Origin of the sequence: Nesterenkonia salmonea (assembly GCF_005771525.1) — a bacterium.
Lineage (GTDB): Bacteria > Actinomycetota > Actinomycetes > Actinomycetales > Micrococcaceae > Nesterenkonia > Nesterenkonia salmonea.
Genome location: NZ_VAVZ01000039.1, coordinates 11,276 through 31,635 on the forward strand (window position 1 = coordinate 11,276; position 20,360 = coordinate 31,635).

Below are 20,360 nucleotides of genomic sequence, written 5' to 3' on the forward strand. Positions count from 1 at the left end.
GTCAGTCACGGTGGCCTCCTTGATGTCGTGGACTTAAAACCAGTGTTCCCGTCTCCACGACACGACAATATGGTGATGCACGCCATATTTGCCGTCGGTCAGTGTAGCGTAGAGCCATGACAGCGAGCTTTCCCGACGTGGAGGAGTTGTTTTCGGAACCGGAGACGGCGGAGCTGCTGAGCGCGATCTCAGAAATGTCGCTCGACCTCGCCAACGTCGGCGACCGAGAGGCGCTTCTGGCGGCGATGCTGCGCCGCGCGCGGCTGCTGCTGGGCGCTGATATGGCATATGTCAGCCTCAATGACCTAGCTGAGGGGGAGACCTACATAGCCCTCACCGACGGCGTGCGGACTGAGAGCTATGCGACGATCCGGATGCCCTTCGGCACAGGCGTTCTGGGCGCGGCCGCCGCCGGCGGAAAGTTGGTGCTTACGCAGGATTATCTCGCAGACGAGACGCTGCTGCGTCTTCCCGAGATTGACCGGATCGTGGAGCGTGAGGGTGTCCGCGCGATCGCGGGCGCGCCTATGCGCGTCGGCGGAAGGGTCGTGGGTGCCTTTCTCGTGGCGCATCGGGCACCACGGGGACTGGGAGCGCGCGCCAGGGAAGCCCTCGAGCAGTTCGCCGTGCACGCGGCGGTCGCCCTAGACCAAGCGCGTCGCAGTGAAGAGATTACGCGACTGCGCGGGGAGCTCCGTGTTCGAGATACCGGTGAATCTGCTGAGCGGCGTCGTCTGGAGGACCTCGTGCGTCTCGATGAACGTCTCATGGGAGCGATGGTCGGGGCCTCACATGAAGTCGCCGCGGTATTCTCGGTGCTTGAGGAATCGCTCGACGAACCCGTGGCGCTCTACGACCCCACCGGGCGCCTCTTACTAGGTCGAGATGTCGTTCACGAAGAGGATCGCCCCTCGTGGTGGTTGCGCTCGGCGATCGATACCTCGCTTTCAGGTGGCGGGGCCGCGGTCGCCCGCCTCGAGCCGGGGGAATGCGGAGTCATGGCGGTGGCCGCCGCGAGTGACCATCTCAGCACGCTTGTGGTGCAGGACTCCAGCGCGGAAGCGCTCGCGGCGCTCTCGCACGCGGCGCCTTTCATTGCCGTGATGGTCCTGCTTGGCCGCACGGCGGCCGTCGAGGTCGAGCTCGAGCAGATCTCGCTCGTAGAGGAACTCATCGACAGTAGAGCCGCCGTGCGTCCCAGCACCGCATCCCGTGTGGCCGCTCACGGCCTGAGACTTGATGGTGCGACTGCGGCACTCGTGATCGACTTCGCTGGTGAGGCGCGCGGCGAGACGGTCAGGATGACCCGGGTGGCGTTGGGTGGAAGAGGCGCATTGCTGTCGGCGCATGACTCACACCTGTGCGTGCTGGTGAACGCGGAGTCCGCTCATGAGGTCGGCGCGTCAATCGCCCACAACCTCGAGCTTGCGGGCGTACGCGCCATTGTTGGGGCTGCCCACGCATCTGCAGGAGGCGTTCGCGGCGTGCGGCGTGCGCACGCTGAGGCGGTCGAACTGGCGGATGCGGCGCGTGCGGTCGGCTGGGAGAGTGGGTTCGCCGACATCGCAGCCTTGGGAGTGGTTGGCGCGCTCGTGCACGACCGCAGCGGTGTCACCGCGAGGGCCATCGTCGAGCGCGCTCTCGGACCAGTACTCACATACGACAATTCGCGGGGCACTGAGCTCGCGGAGACTCTGCATGAGTTTTTCGCGGCCGGCGGCGCGCTCAAGACGACGGCCACCGCGATGCGAGTGCACCCGAACACCGTGCGCCAGCGTCTTGAGCGCATCGACAGCTTGCTCGGCACACAGTGGCGCAATCCGGCTGAGCAGTTGCACGTGCAGACTGCACTACAGCTGTGGCGCTTGAGCAGGCGAGGCCTGTTAGAGCGCTTCGACTGACGCCCATGAAGGCGCCGTCTTCGCGCTGAACGGTTCGGCCCCCAGAATTCCGGACTCTCGTCCAAGCCTGGTTTTGTATCGCTGGAGCTGTTGCCGATCGTAGTGTGGGTTTATGTGGATCACGTGAAGTCTGCAGGATCGCTACGATGGCAGTAGCGATGAAAAGCGATAGGAGCACTCATGGAGGTAGAGCTTCCGGCGGACTGCGGCAACGCACCGCGTATCACCATCGTGGGTGACTTCGCCGTCAACTGGGCTAAAGGCAACACAGACGCAGTTTCAGAATTGTTTGCCGTGGAAGCGAATTGGACACTCATTGGCGCAGGTACTTTCACTGGTCCAGAAGCTGCACAAAAGGTGCGTCCTGCTCTTTCGCCCGACCTGGTGACAGTCACGTCGATTGTCACCCACGGGCGGCTCGCTTCATGCGACGGCTTCATGAGTGCTGGCGGGAGACGTCGATTTCAGTCACGCTCTTCGGTTCGCCAGCACCTCTAAGGCTGCGAAGATCGTAGAACTGCGCAGCTACTGCATCGAAACCCCGAGGGAATAGTAGCTTCCGAGCGCGCCGGCGAAATCCAATGGCTTCGGGTCAAGGTTGCGTGAGTACTGGTGAGTGTCTACGACGCCGCCCCACATCCCTGTCGATGCCACGCGGGACTTGAACGTCCCGAAGCAGAGTAGATCATCCCGGTTGGCTGAGAATTAAGTGGTCACACCTCGACGACTCCATACGCGACCGCGCAGGGAGTATCTGCGGCGAGGGCGATAGCGTGATCAAGATCCTCTGCCTCGAGGATCATGAAGCCTGCCACAGGCAGCTCAGCTTTCATAAGGGCGTTGTCTTCGCGCTGAACAACTCGTCCCTCAGGATTGCGGACCTGCACTGGCTTCCCTGCACGTCCGATTCGCGACCCGCGTTTAGCCAGCTGCTCATCGTGCGCATGCGCATGATCGTCGACCTTTCGTGAATAGGCTCGGCGAGAACCCCCGCGAAGTGGTTGCAGTATGCAATCGCATTGAGTGCATCATAAGTGATGGCAGATTGCAATCAGTAAGAGGGGTAATGTGATGGCGGAACCCTGACTAGGAGCCGATGTCCGCCAGCGCTGAAGTGACCTCTTCCAGTAGGGCATCCATGTGGCTGTTGCGCGCCTCTTCGTCGGGATTATGCATCGCGAGGCGCTGTAGTTCGAGCACTCGGCCATAACCGGTGGTCAAGCAGAAGCTGTGGTCAATGTTGCCGGTTTGGGTCTGTAGGGCTTCGAAGCACTCCCAGTCGTAACCGCCCGTGGCCGCCGAGCGCTCGAAAATCTCGAACCCGTCTTCTTCGAAATAGTGTTGGGCGCTGTCGACGGCGGTGCGGAAGCCGGAATCGGAAGCGCTCGAAACGGGTGCATAGCCGCCGTCCTCAGCACTGGGAATGTAGGCCAGGAATATCATGCGGCTCTGCTCATCCGCTGCCATGTAGTCCCGATGGATAGTGTGCTCGGCAGGGTTGGACTGTGAGTTCGTCAGTCTCATGTCGCCGAGTTCGGCTGGCATAGCGTTGAAGGAGTTGGTGCGCACGCCATCTTGCTCATCTAAGTCGCCGTCCTCATTATCTGAGGTATCGGTACCTTCAGTTGCGGTCGATGTCTCTTCTGGAGTTGGAGCTCCGGAAGCCTCCGTGGGCGCAGGACTGTCTGAGGGGGACTGCGTGGTGGTGGGATTCTCGGATTCGGGGGAATCAGCCTCGAAGGAAGGAATGCAACCGACAAGTGCGAGTGCAGAGGCAGTAGCAAATACTGTAAGTTTCAGGACGGGCCTATTCATTGCACCATCCTATGCAGTCTCTGAAAGTCGCGCCCAAGGGGATCGCGCCACGCAGCCTCATGGAGATGTCACGCGATCCCAGGATGTCGATTGCCGTTCGCTACTCTTCTGGCCTGATGACCATGTACCAGCGCGTCCCCACGAGCACCAGTTCGACCTCGATAACTGCGAAGGGCAAACGGCGTTGGCTCGTACGCATAAATTTCTCGACGACCATAGTGACTAGAAGAAGCTGACAAGGAGTTGGATGCCTACACTGGTGTGCGTGACCCCGGTGACCGCCTCCGCTCAGGCCCCCGAGATTTTCGGAGGGGTCCACCTCAGCCTGCTCGGGCTGACGGCCCTGCTCAGCGTTCTGACCCTATGGGGTGTGCGTCGGATTCGCGGCACCGATTTGGAAGCCTACGCCATCAGCATCGCCGGGTGGGCTCTGCTGGGGGTATCACTCTGGAGGATGGTCTGGTTCCTGCTACCGCAGAACTGGGATGTAGAGAATTCTCTACCGCTGCACTTCTCTGACGCGCTGCGATTCATCGCGGCCATTGCGCTGATCACCAGGTCACGCTGGGCGATCGCTATCTCCTATTTTTGGGGACTGACACTGAACCCCCAAGCCCTGCTGACGCCCCATCCGAATATGCTTATCGGGCCGTCACTGAGCTTCTTCTTCTATTGGGGCCTCCACATCGCGGTGCTTCTCGTCCCGCTAGCGTTAATTTGGGGTGTGGGATATCGCCCCGGATGGTGGGACTTCCGGGTTGCTTATGGTGCAGCAGTGGTGTGGGCTGCTTTCGCAATGGCAGCCAACGGCCTGCTCGGGACGAACTACGCATTCCTCAATCACCACCCTGAAGGTGCCTCGCTGCTCGACCTCATGGGGCCTTGGCCCATCTACGTGCTGTGGCTAGCTGTCATCGCAGGTTGCCTGTGGGCGCTCATGACATGGCCCTGGACGCGGCGGAGATTCAAGCAGGGCGCAGCCCGGGAATCTCCGTCTAGCGGGTCAGTAACATGAGCTGATGAGCTCTCGAGAAGATGCTGTTGCGTTCTGGGACGAAGAGATCGGACGGTGGGTTTGTGGCGAACACGACCTAGGCCCCAAGTTGCATCGCTGGATGAGTGCGTACAAGGGCCAGGGAGCGGGTGCCGTCGAACTTTCTGCGTTCCTAGAGCCATACATAGGCCCACTCGCGGGCCGCTCTACCCCGGCCCTCGTCATGTTGGGCCTTAACCCCGGAGCAGCAGCGATTGAATTCCAGGGCCAGGAGGGTCTTTTCACACGGGAGATCGCAGGCTCCAAATACAGCCAATGGGCAGCGACCTCGCCTTACACCAGCCAAGCGTGGGAATCAGTCAAAGGCAAGAACAGGTATCACCGAAACCGGCTGAAATTCGCGCGCCGACTACATAAGAATGAGGACATTCAGGCTAACGCGCTGCTCTACCTAGAGCTCTATCCCTTCCACTCGAAGCGAGTCTCGGCAACTATTGACCCGGATCCAGACTTGCTTCATCGATTCGTCTTCGGGCCCCTCGGGGAAATCGATGTCGCGCACATCTTCGCCGTTATGTGTTAACTGAAAAGTGTTGAGTCTCGGCTAGGCTCACGATGTGACTGTTGACACAAGTGAATCACCACCGAATCTGGCTCGAGTTCTTGAAGTACGCCCGGAAGTTATCGGAACCATGGCCGAACCGCCAGGTTGGCTGGACGAGGCTCTCCGTTCGGTTCCTGAATGGCGCCGCCGAGATTTTCCGTTCTATATCCCAGTAACTGCTGATGGGTTGATTTGCCGGCCCGTCGTTGAATGGGCGCGAGCATTTCGCTCTAGACACACCGCGTCCAGTTACGCATCCGACGTCGCGGCGTTTTTTTGCTTCCTAGGGCCGGGCGTGGATTGGCTAATGCTCGACCGTGAGGGCATCAACTCTTATATTGAATGGCGACTCTACGCGACGCCAGTGCGCCGCCATGGTGGTGTGCAGCTCGGTGTGGATCCCAGGACGATGGCTCGTAACCTGACTGCCTTGCGGGGTTTATATGACGTGGCTGTTGGTATGAAGCTAGTTGCAGGGAATCCGGTGCCTCCTGGGGTCATAAATGCAACGCGTGGGCAGCTGCGTTCCGATGCAAACTGGTTGACTCGTCGGGCGTATCAGCGTTGGAGGTATGAAGGATTGTTGGGCCTCGGGGCTGAACGGGAGGATCTCTTAGTGATGAGAGAGCGGAACGCGGCTTTCGCTGACCTGCTGTACCACACAGGGATGCGTCGGGCGGAAGGAGCTGGGTTACTTACCCTAGAGATTCCTTCCGCGAAATTCACTCCCCATTTGGTGCGTGGGCGGGTCCCTGCCTCGCTGGCAAAAGGCTCCCCGCAACGGGGCAGAATTTTCTATCTCGATCGGCGTGTGCTGCAGACACTTGAGACCTACATATCTGGTGCACGGGAGGTGGAAGTCGCGTTCGGTAAGGCTAGTGGTATTTACGAACACGATCCCGATCCGCTTATCATCAAGCGTATGGAGCGGTTGGGAGGCATAGTCTCAAGAGTCCTGGTCGAGCGTCCGGCAAAGGGCGAGTCGGGGTGGCGGTCACTAGATAAGTTGACCCGCGCAGAACGTACCCGTTCGTATGCACTGGACGCCCATGGAGCCAGGAATCCCCTGGCTCTCTGGCTGGCGCATGGCGGACTGCCGCTATCTGATCAGGCCTGGAACGGAATATTCCGCGCTGCATCCCGAAGGACTGCGAAAGATCCCGGGTTTATCCCTGAAAATGGGCTGCTCATCGAGGACGACACGCGCATAAACGTCCACCCTCATATGCTGCGCCACTCATTTGCCCTCTATGTGTTCGCGTTGGGTGCGCGAATGGAGCTAGGAGGAGGCTTCACGCGGAGGACGTTCAATAGGTTAGTGCGTGAACAAAATATCTGGCTGCGGGTGCAGAACTTACTGGGCCACGCCAGCTTGGAAACAACGCGTACTCACTACCTTGCGCCCGTGCTAGCGCTGGAGTGGGAATGGTTTCTAACGGCGGCGAACGATGCACCGATGGTTATTGATGAAGCCCTCTCAGCACTCTCCGCCGGGGATGATCGGGTCATAGACGCGGCGGGAGTAGACGTTGCGCACGGAGATTACTAACCACACGAGTTTGGTCGTGACGACCGCGGGACGTCGCTCCGATACCCAGATACTGGACTTCTCAACGGTAGACGCGGGCCCCTCGCTCCAACGTGCGCTAGCGGAGCGTATGGCCGCTTTAGCCGCGGTCGATGGAACTTGGGGGAGCCCGGTGACGTTAGAAAGGGGACTCGTTGCCCTACGTTCGCTCTTCCGAGGGGCTGGGGTCATCGACGTTCAGGACCTGACACCGAACATCTGGCGTGAGTCATTGCTGCGACTATCGCCATCGACCCGAGCCGCACGTGCAGCACAATTAGGGACTTTTTTCTCGGGTATGCCGAGACTGCCAAAGGATTTCTCAATGGCGGTGGAAGCGACGAGGATCGTTCGGCTTGCCCCCGAAGAAGTGGGAGAGGTGTTGACTGATTCCCAGATAGAGCTTCTCCGGCAGGTCTGCTTTCGTACTGTCCGAGAGGCTCTTAGCCGAGTGAAAACTGGTTGGGAATTGATTGCCCGACATCGCTCCGGGGATCTCATTGATCCGACCGACGTCACCTACGCGGCCGTGTTGGATGAGATCGCCAGGACTGGCGGCATCGCCGACCGGCACACTTGGAATCCGGGCCAAAGACGCGTTCCACCTTCGGCGCTCAAACGCATGTACGGGGGGAAAAGAGTTCATGTGACGGCATCTGTCATGCCGGCCTTTGAAGCTCTGTACCCAACATGGGAAGAAGCCGTCGCTTGCGCACTAGCACTGACGGTCACATGCGGCTGGAACCTGAGTACGGCCACCGACCTATCGGTTTCTGACATTACCCGTGTCGATGCTCGGGATAGTTCAGAGCCAGTCCACCTCCGAGTCCGCCTGTCTAAAGGCCGGCTCGGCCAGGTTACTGACTGGACCGAGTCATATTATGATCGTGGAGCCCGTTCGAAGGCACGTCTGCTGCTTATGGTCGAGCAACTCACTGAGGGCGCGCGAACGACTCTCGGCGAGGTGGGCTACCCGTCAGATCAATTGCTGGTCTGCATGACGAAGTCGCTGCAAGGGGCTAACCGAACCGCATCCGGCTGCCCTCTCTCTTCCTGGTCTGATCTTTACCCTCGGACAGTGCTGAGTTACCTGGCGCAGTGGCGAAAAAGGCACCCAGAACTCTCGTTCGCCACCCCGCGCGCTCTGAGGCATTTCTTTGTTGTTCAGGAACACCCGCAGGGACATTCTTTCGATACCAATTCCGATTATGTTCTTCGGTCTCCTCGAGTGCGCGTGGAAGTCCAACCCGTCGTGGAGGAAGGTATCCAGGCGGCATACGACGAAGTGATGGCCCGGGTCGTAGCAGATGATGAAATAGAGAGTTCGGCCGCCCCAGTTGCCAGCCGGCTCGGAGTCCTCCACGAGGTAGTCGACGGCAGGCGCGATACAGTCACCGCCGCCTGTCAGGATCACGATCATTTTCCCGGCACAGACGAGCCGTGCCGTGCCTCCTTTCTAACGTGCTTCACCTGCCGCAACGCAGTGGTGCTCAAGCGTCATTTGCCCCGCATCATGGCTCTAGTCGACCATTTGAACGCGCTGCGCGCTGTGACGCCGGCTACAGTATGGGAAAGTCGCTTCGCAGTCCATTTGGCTCGAGCCTCGTCATTGACTGAGCCGGGTCGCTACTTTTCGAACCGCGACGTTGACGGTGCGCGCGCCGTCGTAACGGAAGACGACCGTTTGGCGGTCAAGCGTCTTATGGCGCGGGAATGGGACGAATGAGTCAACCCGAAAACGTCTCGAGGGACCGATGGGAGCTCCACCCCGGTGTGCCCGTTGTGCCTTTCGCAGACGATGATGCTTTCGTCAACAGACCACGCCGATCCGATTGTGCGAGTTTGCCGGTCACGCGCGTGGCTGAGCCCGAGTGGCCATTGCACCACCTAGTGCACGCGGATCACACCAACAGTCGCAAGATTCGGTTCGACCGGTTTGCCCCAGAGTTCAGAGATACGGCCAGGGTCTACCTGTATAACGTACTGAACACGCCACCTCAACGACGTACCGTCAACATGAAGACAACGCTGCCTGCCCCTGTCACGGTTTATTCTCTGTGTAATGCATTGCTCCACTTGACTGCCTGGATGTCGGTCCAGGGACTGACTTTCGCCGACTTAACTGCAGAGGCTTGGAGCGCATACGCTGACGAGGTGGCGGGGGAGCAGTCATGGGGGTTCGCTCATAAGAGGGCTACGCTGATTGCTATTGGTCGGGTTTGGTCGCACAACACAGACCTCCCGGCGTCTTACTATTTCTCGGCACCGCCATGGTTTGGGACGGATTTTGGCCGGTGGCTCGGTAGGCAGTCCCTGACTCTGGAGAATCGTACGGAACCGTTGACGCCGGACTTTGTTTCCGATCTCATGCATGCTTCGCAGGCCCTGATAAGCGGCTACTTGGACGGGACGGTGACACTGGGTAGCCGAAGTCGGAGTTGGTGGGTCCAAGCGCGAGCATGGGCCATTGATCAGGGATTCACCGTCCCTGAAAAGGTCGGCGTCACTGCTGCGCAAGGTGAGGCTTGGAAGGCTGCCACGGATTGGGTGCCTCGGTTCGACAGAGGTGATGTGCGAGCAGCATGCTTCATCGTGATCTCGTATCTCACGGGAATGCGTCCACAGGAAGTCCTCCACCTCGAACGTGACTGTCTCTCAGTGGCGACTGACTCAGACCCGCTGAGCAGCACCGTGACTCGGTATCGCATTAGGGCACGTTCGTTCAAGAACGTGCGTGACTCCTCTGGTAATTCCATTGGTTCCGGCCGAGAACGCAAGCAGCCATGGGTCACTATTGCCCCTACTGCGGAAGCTATCGAGGCCCTAAAGACGTTGAACCCAGAGGAACGTTATCTTTTCGCGCTTCTCTACAAAGGCAATAAAGTGAATGGAAAGGATCGGCAACGTCGCGGCGATGTCGTCTCCGTCGATATTTTGAGCCAATCGTTCGAACGACTCGTCACCAAGTGGAACAAGCGCGCCTCACACGACAATCGTCGCGTCATTCGTCTCTTCACACACACAGGTGCCGAAGTGACCGCCCGAAATGTTGTCAAGACCGAGCTCCGGATACCGGAAAGTGACGTGAAGAAGTCCAATACCGTCAGTCCAAGCCAGTTTCGCCGTACGCTCGCCTGGCATATAGCGAATCAACCTGGGGGCGAAGTCGCTCTCGGAGTGCAGTACGGCCATCTCAAGACTGTCATTTCTCTCGGCTATGCCGGTAGGGGGGAGAGCGGGTTTCCCGATGAGCTCGAACTCGACGAGCTCTTGGCAAATTGGGACCAGGTAGAGACGATGACTCGCGAAGTGGGTCAAGGGTCCACGATCAGTGGCCCGGCTGCCCCGCGGGTCCGAGAATCCCTCAGCCAGTTCACAGAGTTGTTCGAAGGAAAGGTCCAAACCGAAGCTGAGCTCAAGCGATTAAGTGGTGCCGGGCTGCACCCTATTTACAATAATCCACGCGCTCTCAACATTTGCGCCTATAACTCAGCTCTCGCGTTGTGCCATCCGGACCGTCAGGAAGACACCGATCGACTCACTCCGGACCTGGACAACTGCCAGAGGGGATGTCCCAACATTGCAATGCTGGACAGTCATGCCGGTGCTAAGGCCGCCGCCCGTCTTGACCTTATCGAGGAATCCCAGTATCTCCCTCTGCCGCTGGCCGAACGTAGTCGAACCATTGCAGCCAACTTGCAAAGAGACATTGACCGGCACCACACGGCACAGTCGTCCAAGCCACAAGCACTCAGTGAGGAGGAGCCATTATGACTCGACGAGGCGAAGACCCCGTCGAACGAGATCTACTCGTCACCGCCCTCATTCGCACCCTTCGTGGTGAAACCAGCGTCAGTTCCGGCCGAGTGAGTTCCAAGGCCATCGCATCTGAGGCTGGACTGCCCCGTACTTCTTTGACCCACAAACACCGTGATCTCAATGAGCTAGTCCGACTAGTCAAAGAGCTCGACAAGAAGGCACGAAACAACCAGTCAGAAGAGGTCAACTCTCTACGCACCCAGAATGCGGAGCTCCAGGCCCTTGTTGACACTCTCGCTGCCCAGGTCACTCTAGCGAGTATGCGTCTCCGCGACTCCACCTCTCATCGGCCTAAACTCGTCGCAGGACCCAGCCATGACGAGGAATCGCGGTGGTGATCGGCGTCTCAACCTAGCGCTCCACATGGCTGTGGTCACGCGAATGCGTAGGGACTCACGGACCCGGGCTTACGTGGAGCGTCGAACTGCCGAGGGTCGCACGCGCCAAGAGATCCGGCGCTGTCTCAATCGCTACCTCGCACGCGAGATCTGCCGCGATCTCGACAGTGCCGCCACCCAGCCCAGCACGAACTTGACAAACATAGGAGTTTCAATGGGCCCCGAAGCAGGTATACGGGACTGCCCTAGGGTTCCGGAACCTGATCAACTACATCACACGAACGTTGCTCGATATCGGAGGGGCAGGCCACACCTACACTCTGATCTGCGATTAGCCGGTTTACGTCGGTAGGTGATCCACGATAGTGCCGATGTATACGCCACTATCTAAGACTGCAAAATAGATTCGGTTGGTGTCGGGGCGAAGCTTCGTGTGCCATTCGCAGCGAACCATAACTTGCCCGAATTGGAAGTCGCGGCGCTGCATCGCTTTCGAGTTTTTGTGAGTTTGTGGACTGTCTGGGGAGGCGGGCACGCCCAGTCCTTGCATTTCTGCCTGGCGCCTCCGTGTGGTGACGTTCTCGGCCCAGACTCTAGGTGCGTGGTCATTAAGAACTCCAAGGTGATGTGTGAGCGAGCTAAAGTTGTCTGAGGGAGAGCCTGAGAGCCTGTTTAGGTGTTTCCATGCAGAGTCGGAGAAGTGAAGGTTCGGAAACATTTCCTGAGAGAAAGCTTGGATCGCCTTTAGGCCAGCGTCTTGATCGTCCATGCATGCGGAGCGCCATACCTTAGCCATGGCATTCAATGCCGTTGAGTGACCGGGGGGTGCGGTCAACTTGTGCAGGCGGGACCTCACACAGTCTTGGCAATCGCGACTTTGCCAGTTCCAGCAATCCTCAAGTGTTCGCAGTGCTACCTGCGGCTGGTCCCCCGTTGCTTGGATGTCCTTTATGAGGCGCTCAAGATTCTCTCCATGGCCTAGGGCAGAGCTGTAATCGGTCCTGACATGTCGTTCGCAGATCGAGCGCTGATCCTGAGCAGGGTAAAAAGTTCGCGGTACCAGCTTCTGCAGGATCGTCCAGAAGTCATTCTGCGAAATCACGCTCTCGTCTGGTCTCTGGTCGGCGAGCTCATGAAGGCCTTCGAGTGAGTTGGGACCTACTAGTGCAAGTTCGTCTCCGTCATCGATCCATGAGAGCAGTCGAACCCAGAATTCTCGCTTTGCCGCCGATTCCGTTGAAGGTATAAAAATTTCTGGGTCGAGGAGTTGTACCGGTTCAACTGGCATTGGACGTTCCTGAGGTTCGTCTTATATTGGCTTGAAGGATGGCCCTAACGTCTTCCTCGGCCGACGATAGGAATCCCTGGGGCCATTCGCTTAGATTGCCGAACTCAGTAAGAGTCAGTTTTCGAGCCCGCGATCCCGTCAGATCGGGCTCTACAAAAATGATGTCGACCTGATCGAGTGCAATGGCGTTCTCCGCGACACGGCGTCTTACTCTAGTAACGAAGGAATCGCTATGGGTTTCTATAATGATCGCCATGTCAGGTCTGGCGGTCATCAGGAAGTCTGCGAGACGAGCTTGGACACCGGGGTGCAGGTGCAGTTCGGGTTGCTCAACGATGAACAGTGCGCCTTGAGGCGCGGCGAGCACTCCGACCAACAGGGGAAGCGTCTGACTGACTCCGACTCCCACTGACGTTAGATCGCGTACTCGCCCAGAAACGGCAAGGTCTAATCCAACGCCTAACTTCCCGTGTGAGCGTGCCGAGACCGCGTCCCCTATATCGAGATATGCGAGCCAGTCATTCACCGCATTAGCGAGAGAGGACCTTATGATCTGACCATCAGGAGCCGTATATGTCGTATTGGAATCACTTGAGCGCGAAAGCACAGCTGCGCTGTACTCTCCACGAGTTCCCACAGGCAGGCTACGTGCAAGTTCGTTCCAATGGTTCCAGACTACGCGCGGTTCATCTCGCAGAGGCCCGAGATATTGGACACGATCAGCTACATCCCTGAGTGTCTCGCTGAGCATCGAGATAGCCGTGAGGCTGGAGCCTAGCGAACCTTCCAACGTGTTCTCAAGAAGCCCCATTGCTGTCGATCCATATCTCCAGTGGGGACCTCGGATGGGAAGAACGACGTAGGGGGAGCGGGCTCGCATTTCAACTGCCACATCTATTAACTCGCTCCGTTGACTTTCGCTGAATCCTCGCCAGGTTGGTTCAAACGATAAGATGCCTCTACCTCGGAGCTTCTGCACGTGGTCGACTAGCGACTGAACGCGTTGGTCCTTTGTCGCGGTTGCCTCAGCCAGTAATTGGACAAATTCGCGGAGTACCGGCCACCTGCCGGTTCTGGCGCCGGTAGGCGAGCTTGGTTTTGATCTTTCGCGAGGAAGCTCTTGTAAGAATGCCTGAACCGCCTCGCGATATCGAAATGCGATTTGCTCCGGTTTCATAAGTTGCACAACGGCCACTGGTCGCAGACCTTGCATGACTACGTATGTTCTCAGCTGCCTACTCTGGCTCCCCAACAGCGACTTGAGATGGAGAGCGTGACTAGGCTTGACGCGGGAAGCCACTTCCATCGCTTCCCGAACGTCGCTTGCCCTCGAGTTCGCATGGGATGCGACGAGCGGATTCTCGTCCCCACCAGACCGCGAGATCTCCAATCTTTGGGGCTGCAGGTTGGTGTTATCGGAGCTGGGCTTAAGCATGTATTGGGCCTGTAGATGGACCTCGAGGAGGCTGTCGTCGGCGTCGGGGTCGGCGTCGAAACCTGGCAGAAGATCTAGGGCAAGTGAGATACTTCCCGTGGCAGAGCTCTCACGCACGAGGTCTACGGCATTGCCGAGTCTAACCAGTGGGCCATTGAGGGCGACCGGTCCCTCGCTGTGGAGGCTTTGAGCGCTGAGTAGCAGTGACTGAATAACAGATGATTTGCCACTGCTGTTTACCCCGGTCAATATCGAGATCTTTCCCGGTGCGATATCCAAATCTGCTTCAGTTAATCCTTTGAAGTCTTTCACTTGCCAGAGCATTTTAGTTGCATCCTAGAGCTAATGTAGTTTACGTCTGCTAAACGATATCGGTTCAACCAAGTGGTCAACTGAATCACCCCGCCGTGCTTGGAGACTCTGGAGAACCCGGCTTTGGTGGTGTCGATAGCTATTTGTTCTCATGCCGCGGTCATGACGCGATTGCATTCGCATTCTACTGGGCTGACCCCCGAGCTGTGCGATGGCGGCGTTGGACACCTCACAGTGGAACTGCAACTAATGTAGATCACCGACGGTTTCCGTGGAACAGACATTCGCCGGCACGTAGGGAACGACGTTCCAGGCCGAAGTCCAACCAGTGGTCCGCTTTCAGGGTCCTTATGACGGAGCTTGTTTGTAGAGAGGTCCATTCGAAGTGTGCTTGGACTTCGCTCCACGTGGGTCCTTCCCCGTTCCGCTCTCGGTATTCATTCACCCAATGAGCCACGTCCGACGCCTGCTCCTCAGTGGGTTCAAAGACAGGTGATTCTGCGCGACGCCGCTTGCGTCGCTTGGCTTGCTTCTGGTGGAGTCTGCCCTTTTTCATGAACAGGCGTTTGAGCTTCGTATTTGAAGGACTAACGCGGTTTCGGACGAGTTCATCGGCAAGGCGTGCGTAGACACTCTCTTTGGGAAACTCCGGGGTATACGGAGCCAGCTCGGCGATTCTCTCTGGAGTTGCCGCTTGGTGGCAGCGTTCTAGCCACTCAGCAGCGAGTTGTTCTCGTTCTTCCTGTGGCAGGTCTGGTCTGTGCGGGATACGGGGTGGAATGGGCGGTGGCTTCGAAACAGGGCCCTGGCTGCTCTCCATTGGGCGCGCTCCTTCTTGGTGGGTCGAGATGTTTCCTGTTCATTACATCTGACATTTCGCAGAAGCAGAAGCGCTTCTTGGTGAAGGGACTTATTCGCGGCTCGCTTTAAAGCCATTTTCGATAACAGATCGTGCCCTGAGACCGCTGCGTTGGTGAATCATAGGTGATGGGGCCAGGCCTTCCCTCCACCCTCTCAGATCACTTATCCACGGTGCGGGCTCTCTCGTTCTAAGCTGTTCTTATGCCCCGCCGTTTTCACACGATCCCGGAAGTCGCCGAAAGCCTGGCCACCAGCGAGCAACAAATTCGCGCCCTACTGCGCAACGGGGACCTCGAAGGTGTCCAGATCGGCGGCCGCGGACAATGGCGCGTCGAGGACGACAAGCTGGAGGAATACATTGAGCGGATGTATGCGGAGCAGCGAGGTCAGTGACACATGAATCCGCTTCCCGTCTGAGGTAGCCGCGGGTTTGAGCTTGAGCGGACGTGGAGCAGTTTTGTGTGCTAATGAAAGCGACGCCCGTCTGACAGAACCCGCTCTAGACCGACTGCCGAAAGGTTATTCCGGAACCAATCGTGAGCAATTAGGCTGGCAGGCCGACCACCAGAGGTGCGTAGAAGACTACTGGACCATATCTGAGGTGGCCCACCACTTCCGGGGTAACGCTCCCTATCCAGCACGGTGAATGCCGCCTCGCGTAGGCTCTCCCCTCCATCTCCCGCAGAAGTGCGAAACCTGGCACGGCCGTTGGAGGAGCGGTCGAATGGGGCTCCGTATTCGTTTTCGATGTCATCAAGTAGGTGGGCCGGCACTGCAATTTTCGTCACTATTCGGTCGAGCCCTGTTCGGTACATTGGCGAATCTTCACTAACCCCTATAACTCCGCGGAGAGCGCCATCGGGCTCCTGCCATCGCCATTTGAATGAGGAGAATAAACCGTCCGAAGCCTGGTCGTACATCTCTGATCCGAAGCCATGCGCTTCTAAGAGGTACTTATCAACTAGTTGACGGGGGTATAAGTCCTCAGCAGTGTCAACTGTGTTTGGATCGGCCATTGGGGAGGGGACCAAGCGCTCAATTTCAGCGTGGGGACATTTTCGTGCCCAGTTGACGAGATCCCTGAACTCTGCGCCTGACACTTTCAAACGGCCGCTTTCGAAACTTTCCAGGGACTCGAGGTCCACGTGCTGGAGAATCTCATCCAGCCGTGTACGCAAGCTTTCAAGACCAATTCGATATGGCTGGGGACCCCTTCTCGGATCGAGTAATTGTGCGGCCAGCGAGAAGCGACGCTCGCGTTCCCACAATCCACCGGGGTATCCGAGATCGAGGTGCTGCCAGAATCTCACGTCCACCCCACTGTTGAACCCGTTTCTGACGTGATCCCAAGGCCACGTCTTCTCCGCTGTGGGGGCAACCCCCCAGCGTGCGAGCGGAAGCGGTAACTCCTCAGGGTTATCCCCCTGTTGGGAGCCCACGGGTGTCTCGGGTGTTGAGTACCAGCCGATATTGATGAGCCCACGATTCACATTGACGTCGAAGACGAGATGCTCATCCTTGGCAGGTAGCGGAAAGACCAGCTCTTTGTAGAGGGGAACAGTTCGCTTGACGTAGCCGACCGTATGTTCCACTCGTCTCGCTTGTAGACCGGGATCATTTGGAGCTTTTTCGATTCGTGAACTCCGCCTCGAACTCTCCCGAATGAGCCAAAAGCCAGCGCCTAAGTCCTGTGCAAGGCAACGCATAATTATGTCGTTGTAGGTGTCCCAAGACGATTCGTCTAGCGCGATCGCGAGAGCCCAGCGCCAGATTTCGAACTCGGCACTTGACCTCGTCGCTTCTTCAATGAGTTGCGGGTCATTTTGGAATCTCTGGGCTGCGAACCACTGCTCTAGTAGAGGCAGGGTGAAGTGTATCTGGTCATCATCGTCGGACCGACGCACAAGCCCGGTCTCGAGCAGTGTCAGTCGTTCTGGCTCGCTCATGCCATCGCTGCGGTCCCTGCGTGTGCCGTTCACCGCGAGTTGCTCTAGTAGGCGCGCGATCTCAGCGGTGCCTACGCTCGTTCGGACCATGCCTGGTCTGCGCAGTGCCTTTGCCACAAGAGCGCGCATCAAGCCTGCGCGACTCAATTGTGTCTTACCATCGCGTTGGACCACAGCAGCTGCGAGAGCGAAGAACGGTAGTTTTACGTTCTCTTTGAACGCGGGATTCTGCAAGGCTTCGTGGGGCCTGGTCCCTGAAACTGTGTCGATCAGGCTCAAGGCAGCTTCGGTGTCGAGGGGAGCTTGGACATGATGATTCGTTTCTGTCAGAAGGAGGTGTCCATCAAGGACACCCAGCCGAGACGTCAGGAGAATCTTAGATGCGGGGTACTTCATGACCAGAGCGTTGGCGTCTTCCAGAACTCGGGAAGCTCGCTCACTACGAATTTCATCCAATCCGTCGATGACCAGTGCGACGCCACGCGCGCGTAATGTAATAAGCCCGACTTCGCTTTTGAGGCGATCTTCGAGGCTGATCTGTTCGACCACCCGCGCACCGACGTGAATGGGCACTGGCGCTCCCTCGCCTAGTCGATACCGCTCAATCTGCTGTGTCAGCCACGCCTCTGCCTGCTCACTCTTGCCTGATCCATAGGACCCCTCGAGCAGGTAGATGCTGCCTGAAGTTACAGAGAGGCTTGTTTGTCGTAGGCGCTCCAAGTGCTGCTCTAGGTTAGCGACGCTGAGGTCGAAGGATTGGAGGCGATTCTCTCGTCTTATTTGAGCTTCGTGTTCTTGTAGCGTCGCCCAATCGGCGCGATCAAGTCGGAGAGCTGGTTCGTCTGTATTCCTGAGGCGTCTTAGCACTTCTGCACGGAACTCTCCGTGCAGCGACTCAAGCTGTGCGCTTACCCGCGGGTCATCTTTCCCTACGGCGCTAAAGGCCAGATGAACTTGCTGAACGATTGATAGAGCTCGGGAACGTGTGGGGGCACTATCCGTCCAGTGAGGGTGGCCTCTTAATGCTTGGTCCAGGTCTTGGACAAGGAAATCCGTGGATTGCACATACGAGTCTCTGAGCGGCTCTACTGGAAAGCGACGAAGCCAAGCAAAAAAGGGCCAGAAAGGAACAGTGAAGGTTACCCGTTTCCGCACTATGCGAGCGACTTGATATCGGAGCCTCAAAGATGAAGATGCCTTGAGAGCGCTCTGGTAGACAACAGTGGTTGCCGGAGACGCCCACAGTTCAGTCACTTCCGGAATCCTGAAGTAGCAGAGGGGGCAGCCCTTGAGTCAAGCGGACGGTTTCGACGCTGACGGTGGTGATCTTTTTGACGAGGTCAAGGATGTAGCGGGGGTTGCCCTGTTCTGAGGCCCAGTCGTTGGGGTCGTTGACGATCCCTGATGCCTTGTCAGTTTTTACCTGGTAGCGGTCGATGAGCCACTCGAGTGCGCTGCGGCTGCCGAGCATGTATTCGTGGGCGTCTTCGGGGATACCGGTCAAGGTGATGTTGGTGTTGTAGATCAGCCGGGACTTGTCTGCGCTGCGGGCCGGGCCGCCCCATTTCATCTTCTGCACCCGATAAAACCCTGGGGCGGCAGTCTCGCCGAGCGTGACCTCCTCGTTCAGGGGGTACGGTTCGGCGGCTTCGTAATTGATGTGCAGGTCTAGCAGCTTCTGGCCGCTCTCGGCAAAAGTCCAGAAGTCTGACGATGACTCAGGGAGAGGCATGCGTGGAAGCTGGCGCTTCAGCTCGGCGGCGAAGGTCGTGCGGTACTGCTCCGAGTGCAGCAGTGCGTAGAGGTGGGCGAAAATCTCGTCCTTGGTGACCTCGCTACCAAACGCGTGCCGATATCGGGTCAGAGTTGCGTCGGTGATGTTGTCGATGCGTCGGTGCCCATCGACTACGTTTTGGTCGTCAGCGTCCCGCAGACCGCTCAGCAGGTCCGGTCCAGCGGAGTCTACGGGTTCCCAGGTGTAGCGAGGGAAGAACTGGCCTGTGTCAAAGTGGTGCAGGTCGGGTATTCCGTTTACTGCCAGCACCGCGAATGGGAAGTTAGAAGCCGCACCAGTCAAATAGAAACCGTGGTTGGGGTGGTGTGGGGTGGGGAATATCGACGGCAGCTGATAAGTGCGCTCATTTAGCATGCTGTCGAAGTAAAGGAACTGCTTGGCGAACGGCCGGTAGGTGCCGATGCGAGTATTCTCTCGGCTTGGGGAGAGCTGCCGCCGTTTGGCCAGTGCGTCGAGGAGTCCTGCGTTCCACTTGATCCGGGTGTCGTCGTAAGTAGCGTGGGCTTTCGCCTCTTCGAGCCGTTGGGTGGCGCTGGTGCTGGTCGGTTGGAAGGTTTCAACATCGTGGTTGTAGGTGTCGATGAGGGTGTTCATGTTCTGCGCGAGGGCAGTGTGGGAAAAGTTGTAACACCATGTGTCGCGGTTGGTTTTTACACCAGCGGAGTAGGTGGTGAAGATCGGCGGCATCCCGGTGTCGCCTTTCTTGTCCCCCAGTGGAGGGAGGGTGTCAAAGGTGTCGCTGGATTGGTTAATCCATTCGCCCTTCGAATTGGGCGTGATGGTCTCCCAGGCGGTGGAGATGATGGTGGATTCATTGACGATAGCGAGTTTGTCTTCGCGGGTGAGATAGTCGCCGATATCGCGGTAGTGGAGGACGCAGTCGCCGGTATGGGCGGGGTCTATGACCCCGAGCATAATGGCGACCGTCGTGCGGGTTCCGCCTCCAAAGACGTTGCCTTTTTCCTTCCTTCGGTCCTCACCTGTGCCGCGAGCATGCCCCCTGAGGTTGTAGACGAAGAGTTGGTCGAAGTCCTCCACGAAGGTCTTCCGCAGTCCGTTGGCTGAGTTGGAGTCGATGTATCCGCCGTTGGAGACGTAGGCGAGGATGCCTCGGTCGCCGATGCGGTCGGTGCCCCAGCGGATGGCGCGGATGTAGGAGTCGTAGAGGCTGTTCTTGTTTTGCCCTGTGGTCTGCGCGGCATAGGTGTCGCGGATTCGGGCATCGAGGCTCGGGTAGCTGGCGTTGGCGTTGTTGTCGTTCGCACTCGTTTGACCGGCGGAGTAGGGTGGGTTGCCGATGATCACGCGGATGTCAGTGTCGAGTTGGCGTTTGGCACGTGTGTTGTTTGAGGTGAACATCTCCAAGTCGAAGGTGTTGTGCTCTTCGGTCATCTGGAAGGTGTCACCCAGGACGATCCCTTCGAAGGGCACATACGGGGCTTCAGCGTCGTCCGTTTGGTCTTTGATGAGCCCGTGGTAGGTGGCTTCGATGTTGATAGCGGCGATGTAGTAGGCCAGGAGCATGATCTCGTTGGCGTGCAACTCAGCAGAATATTTCCGCGCCAGGTCGTGGGGTGTGATTACCCCGGATTGCAGCAGCCGCACAATGAATGTGCCCGTTCCGGTGAAGGTTATGTGTACTGTCTGGAGGTGTCTCATGTACCCACTGACAGAACACCTGGAGA

Annotated in this window: 15 protein-coding genes and 1 pseudogene; 9 read left to right on the top strand and 7 right to left on the bottom strand. The window is 58.0% G+C overall.

What is annotated here, in order from left to right; genetic code table 11:
• Positions 1-116: 116 nt before the first annotated feature.
• Positions 117-1,901 (top strand): helix-turn-helix domain-containing protein, encoded by a 1,785-nt coding sequence (locus FEF26_RS12665; protein WP_138253906.1) that lies wholly within the window; start codon positions 117-119, stop codon positions 1,899-1,901.
• A gap of 713 nt (positions 1,902-2,614) precedes the next feature.
• Here the strand turns inward: FEF26_RS12665 and FEF26_RS16280 are convergent.
• Entirely contained in the window at positions 2,615-2,911 is a 297-nt protein-coding gene (locus FEF26_RS16280; RefSeq protein WP_138253907.1) for a YciI family protein, read from the bottom strand.
• A gap of 76 nt (positions 2,912-2,987) precedes the next feature.
• Positions 2,988-3,716 (bottom strand): hypothetical protein, encoded by a 729-nt coding sequence (locus FEF26_RS12675; RefSeq protein ID WP_138253908.1) that lies wholly within the window; start codon positions 3,714-3,716, stop codon positions 2,988-2,990.
• 247 nt (positions 3,717-3,963) lie between these two features.
• Here FEF26_RS12675 and FEF26_RS12680 point away from each other — a divergent pair, with 247 nt between their 5' ends.
• From FEF26_RS12680 to FEF26_RS12690, 3 genes are read left to right on the top strand one after another with little or no spacing between them, the layout of a single operon-like run.
• Positions 3,964-4,731 (top strand): YwaF family protein, encoded by a 768-nt coding sequence (locus FEF26_RS12680; protein ID WP_138253909.1) that lies wholly within the window; start codon positions 3,964-3,966, stop codon positions 4,729-4,731.
• A gap of 4 nt (positions 4,732-4,735) precedes the next feature.
• Positions 4,736-5,293: an anti-phage DNA glycosylase Brig1 gene (gene brig1 / locus FEF26_RS12685; RefSeq protein ID WP_138253910.1), complete on the top strand. Its 558-nt coding sequence runs from the start codon at positions 4,736-4,738 to the stop codon at positions 5,291-5,293.
• A gap of 34 nt (positions 5,294-5,327) precedes the next feature.
• Complete coding sequence (locus tag FEF26_RS12690; protein WP_138253911.1) at positions 5,328-6,863, top strand: tyrosine-type recombinase/integrase; 1,536 nt, start codon at positions 5,328-5,330, stop codon at positions 6,861-6,863.
• A gap of 340 nt (positions 6,864-7,203) precedes the next feature.
• On the opposite strand, the gene FEF26_RS12695 is transcribed toward FEF26_RS12690, so the two are convergent.
• Positions 7,204-7,473 (bottom strand): hypothetical protein, encoded by a 270-nt coding sequence (locus FEF26_RS12695; RefSeq protein WP_138253912.1) that lies wholly within the window; start codon positions 7,471-7,473, stop codon positions 7,204-7,206.
• Between the two features lie 642 nt (positions 7,474-8,115).
• Here FEF26_RS12695 and FEF26_RS12700 point away from each other — a divergent pair.
• The 4 genes and pseudogenes from FEF26_RS12700 to FEF26_RS16415 all read left to right on the top strand — a co-directional run.
• Complete coding sequence (locus tag FEF26_RS12700) at positions 8,116-8,607, top strand: hypothetical protein (protein ID WP_138253913.1); 492 nt, start codon at positions 8,116-8,118, stop codon at positions 8,605-8,607.
• 641 nt (positions 8,608-9,248) lie between these two features.
• Positions 9,249-10,655, top strand: coding sequence for a hypothetical protein (locus FEF26_RS12705; RefSeq protein WP_138253914.1), 1,407 nt, complete (start codon positions 9,249-9,251; stop codon positions 10,653-10,655).
• On the top strand, positions 10,652-11,038 hold the full coding sequence (locus FEF26_RS12710) for a hypothetical protein (protein ID WP_138253915.1): 387 nt from the start codon (positions 10,652-10,654) through the stop codon (positions 11,036-11,038). The genes FEF26_RS12705 and FEF26_RS12710 overlap by 4 nt, the downstream gene beginning before the upstream one ends.
• Positions 11,025-11,228 (top strand): annotated as a pseudogene (locus FEF26_RS16415) (IS110 family transposase); the annotation flags it as partial. The gene FEF26_RS12710 and the pseudogene FEF26_RS16415, both read left to right, overlap by 14 nt.
• A 1,087-nt stretch (positions 11,229-12,315) precedes the next feature.
• On the opposite strand, the gene FEF26_RS12720 reads toward FEF26_RS16415, so the two are convergent.
• Positions 12,316-14,073, bottom strand: a complete 1,758-nt coding sequence (locus FEF26_RS12720) for an AAA family ATPase (RefSeq protein ID WP_166433031.1) — start codon at positions 14,071-14,073, stop codon at positions 12,316-12,318.
• 256 nt (positions 14,074-14,329) lie between these two features.
• Entirely contained in the window at positions 14,330-14,893 is a 564-nt protein-coding gene (locus FEF26_RS12725) for a hypothetical protein (RefSeq protein WP_138253917.1), read from the bottom strand.
• A gap of 242 nt (positions 14,894-15,135) precedes the next feature.
• Between FEF26_RS12725 and FEF26_RS12730 the strand changes: the two genes are divergently transcribed.
• A complete protein-coding gene (locus FEF26_RS12730; RefSeq protein ID WP_138253918.1) occupies positions 15,136-15,327 on the top strand; it encodes a helix-turn-helix domain-containing protein in 192 nt (63 codons plus the stop codon).
• Positions 15,328-15,398: 71 nt separating this feature from the next.
• Here the strand turns inward: FEF26_RS12730 and FEF26_RS12735 are convergent, their stop codons facing one another.
• Together FEF26_RS12735 and FEF26_RS12740 are read right to left on the bottom strand one after the other, a co-directional pair.
• Entirely contained in the window at positions 15,399-17,453 is a 2,055-nt protein-coding gene (locus tag FEF26_RS12735) for an NACHT domain-containing protein (protein ID WP_138253919.1), read from the bottom strand.
• A gap of 673 nt (positions 17,454-18,126) precedes the next feature.
• The coding region (locus tag FEF26_RS12740) for a DEAD/DEAH box helicase (protein ID WP_166433032.1) at positions 18,127-20,360 on the bottom strand (2,234 nt) is incomplete at its 5' end.

Excerpts from the sequence above, each read along its gene's own strand:
- FEF26_RS12665 (WP_138253906.1), top strand. The coding sequence starts at position 117 with ATGACAGCGAGCTTTCCCGACGTGGAGGAGTTGTTTTCGGAACCGGAG.
- FEF26_RS12675 (WP_138253908.1), bottom strand. The coding sequence starts at position 3,716 with ATGAATAGGCCCGTCCTGAAACTTACAGTATTTGCTACTGCCTCTGCA.
- FEF26_RS12680 (WP_138253909.1), top strand. The coding sequence starts at position 3,964 with ATGCCTACACTGGTGTGCGTGACCCCGGTGACCGCCTCCGCTCAGGCC.
- brig1 (WP_138253910.1), top strand. The coding sequence starts at position 4,736 with ATGAGCTCTCGAGAAGATGCTGTTGCGTTCTGGGACGAAGAGATCGGA.
- FEF26_RS12705 (WP_138253914.1), top strand. The coding sequence starts at position 9,249 with ATGCATGCTTCGCAGGCCCTGATAAGCGGCTACTTGGACGGGACGGTG.
- FEF26_RS12710 (WP_138253915.1), top strand. The coding sequence starts at position 10,652 with ATGACTCGACGAGGCGAAGACCCCGTCGAACGAGATCTACTCGTCACC.
- FEF26_RS12725 (WP_138253917.1), bottom strand. The coding sequence starts at position 14,893 with ATGGAGAGCAGCCAGGGCCCTGTTTCGAAGCCACCGCCCATTCCACCC.
- FEF26_RS12730 (WP_138253918.1), top strand. The coding sequence starts at position 15,136 with ATGCCCCGCCGTTTTCACACGATCCCGGAAGTCGCCGAAAGCCTGGCC.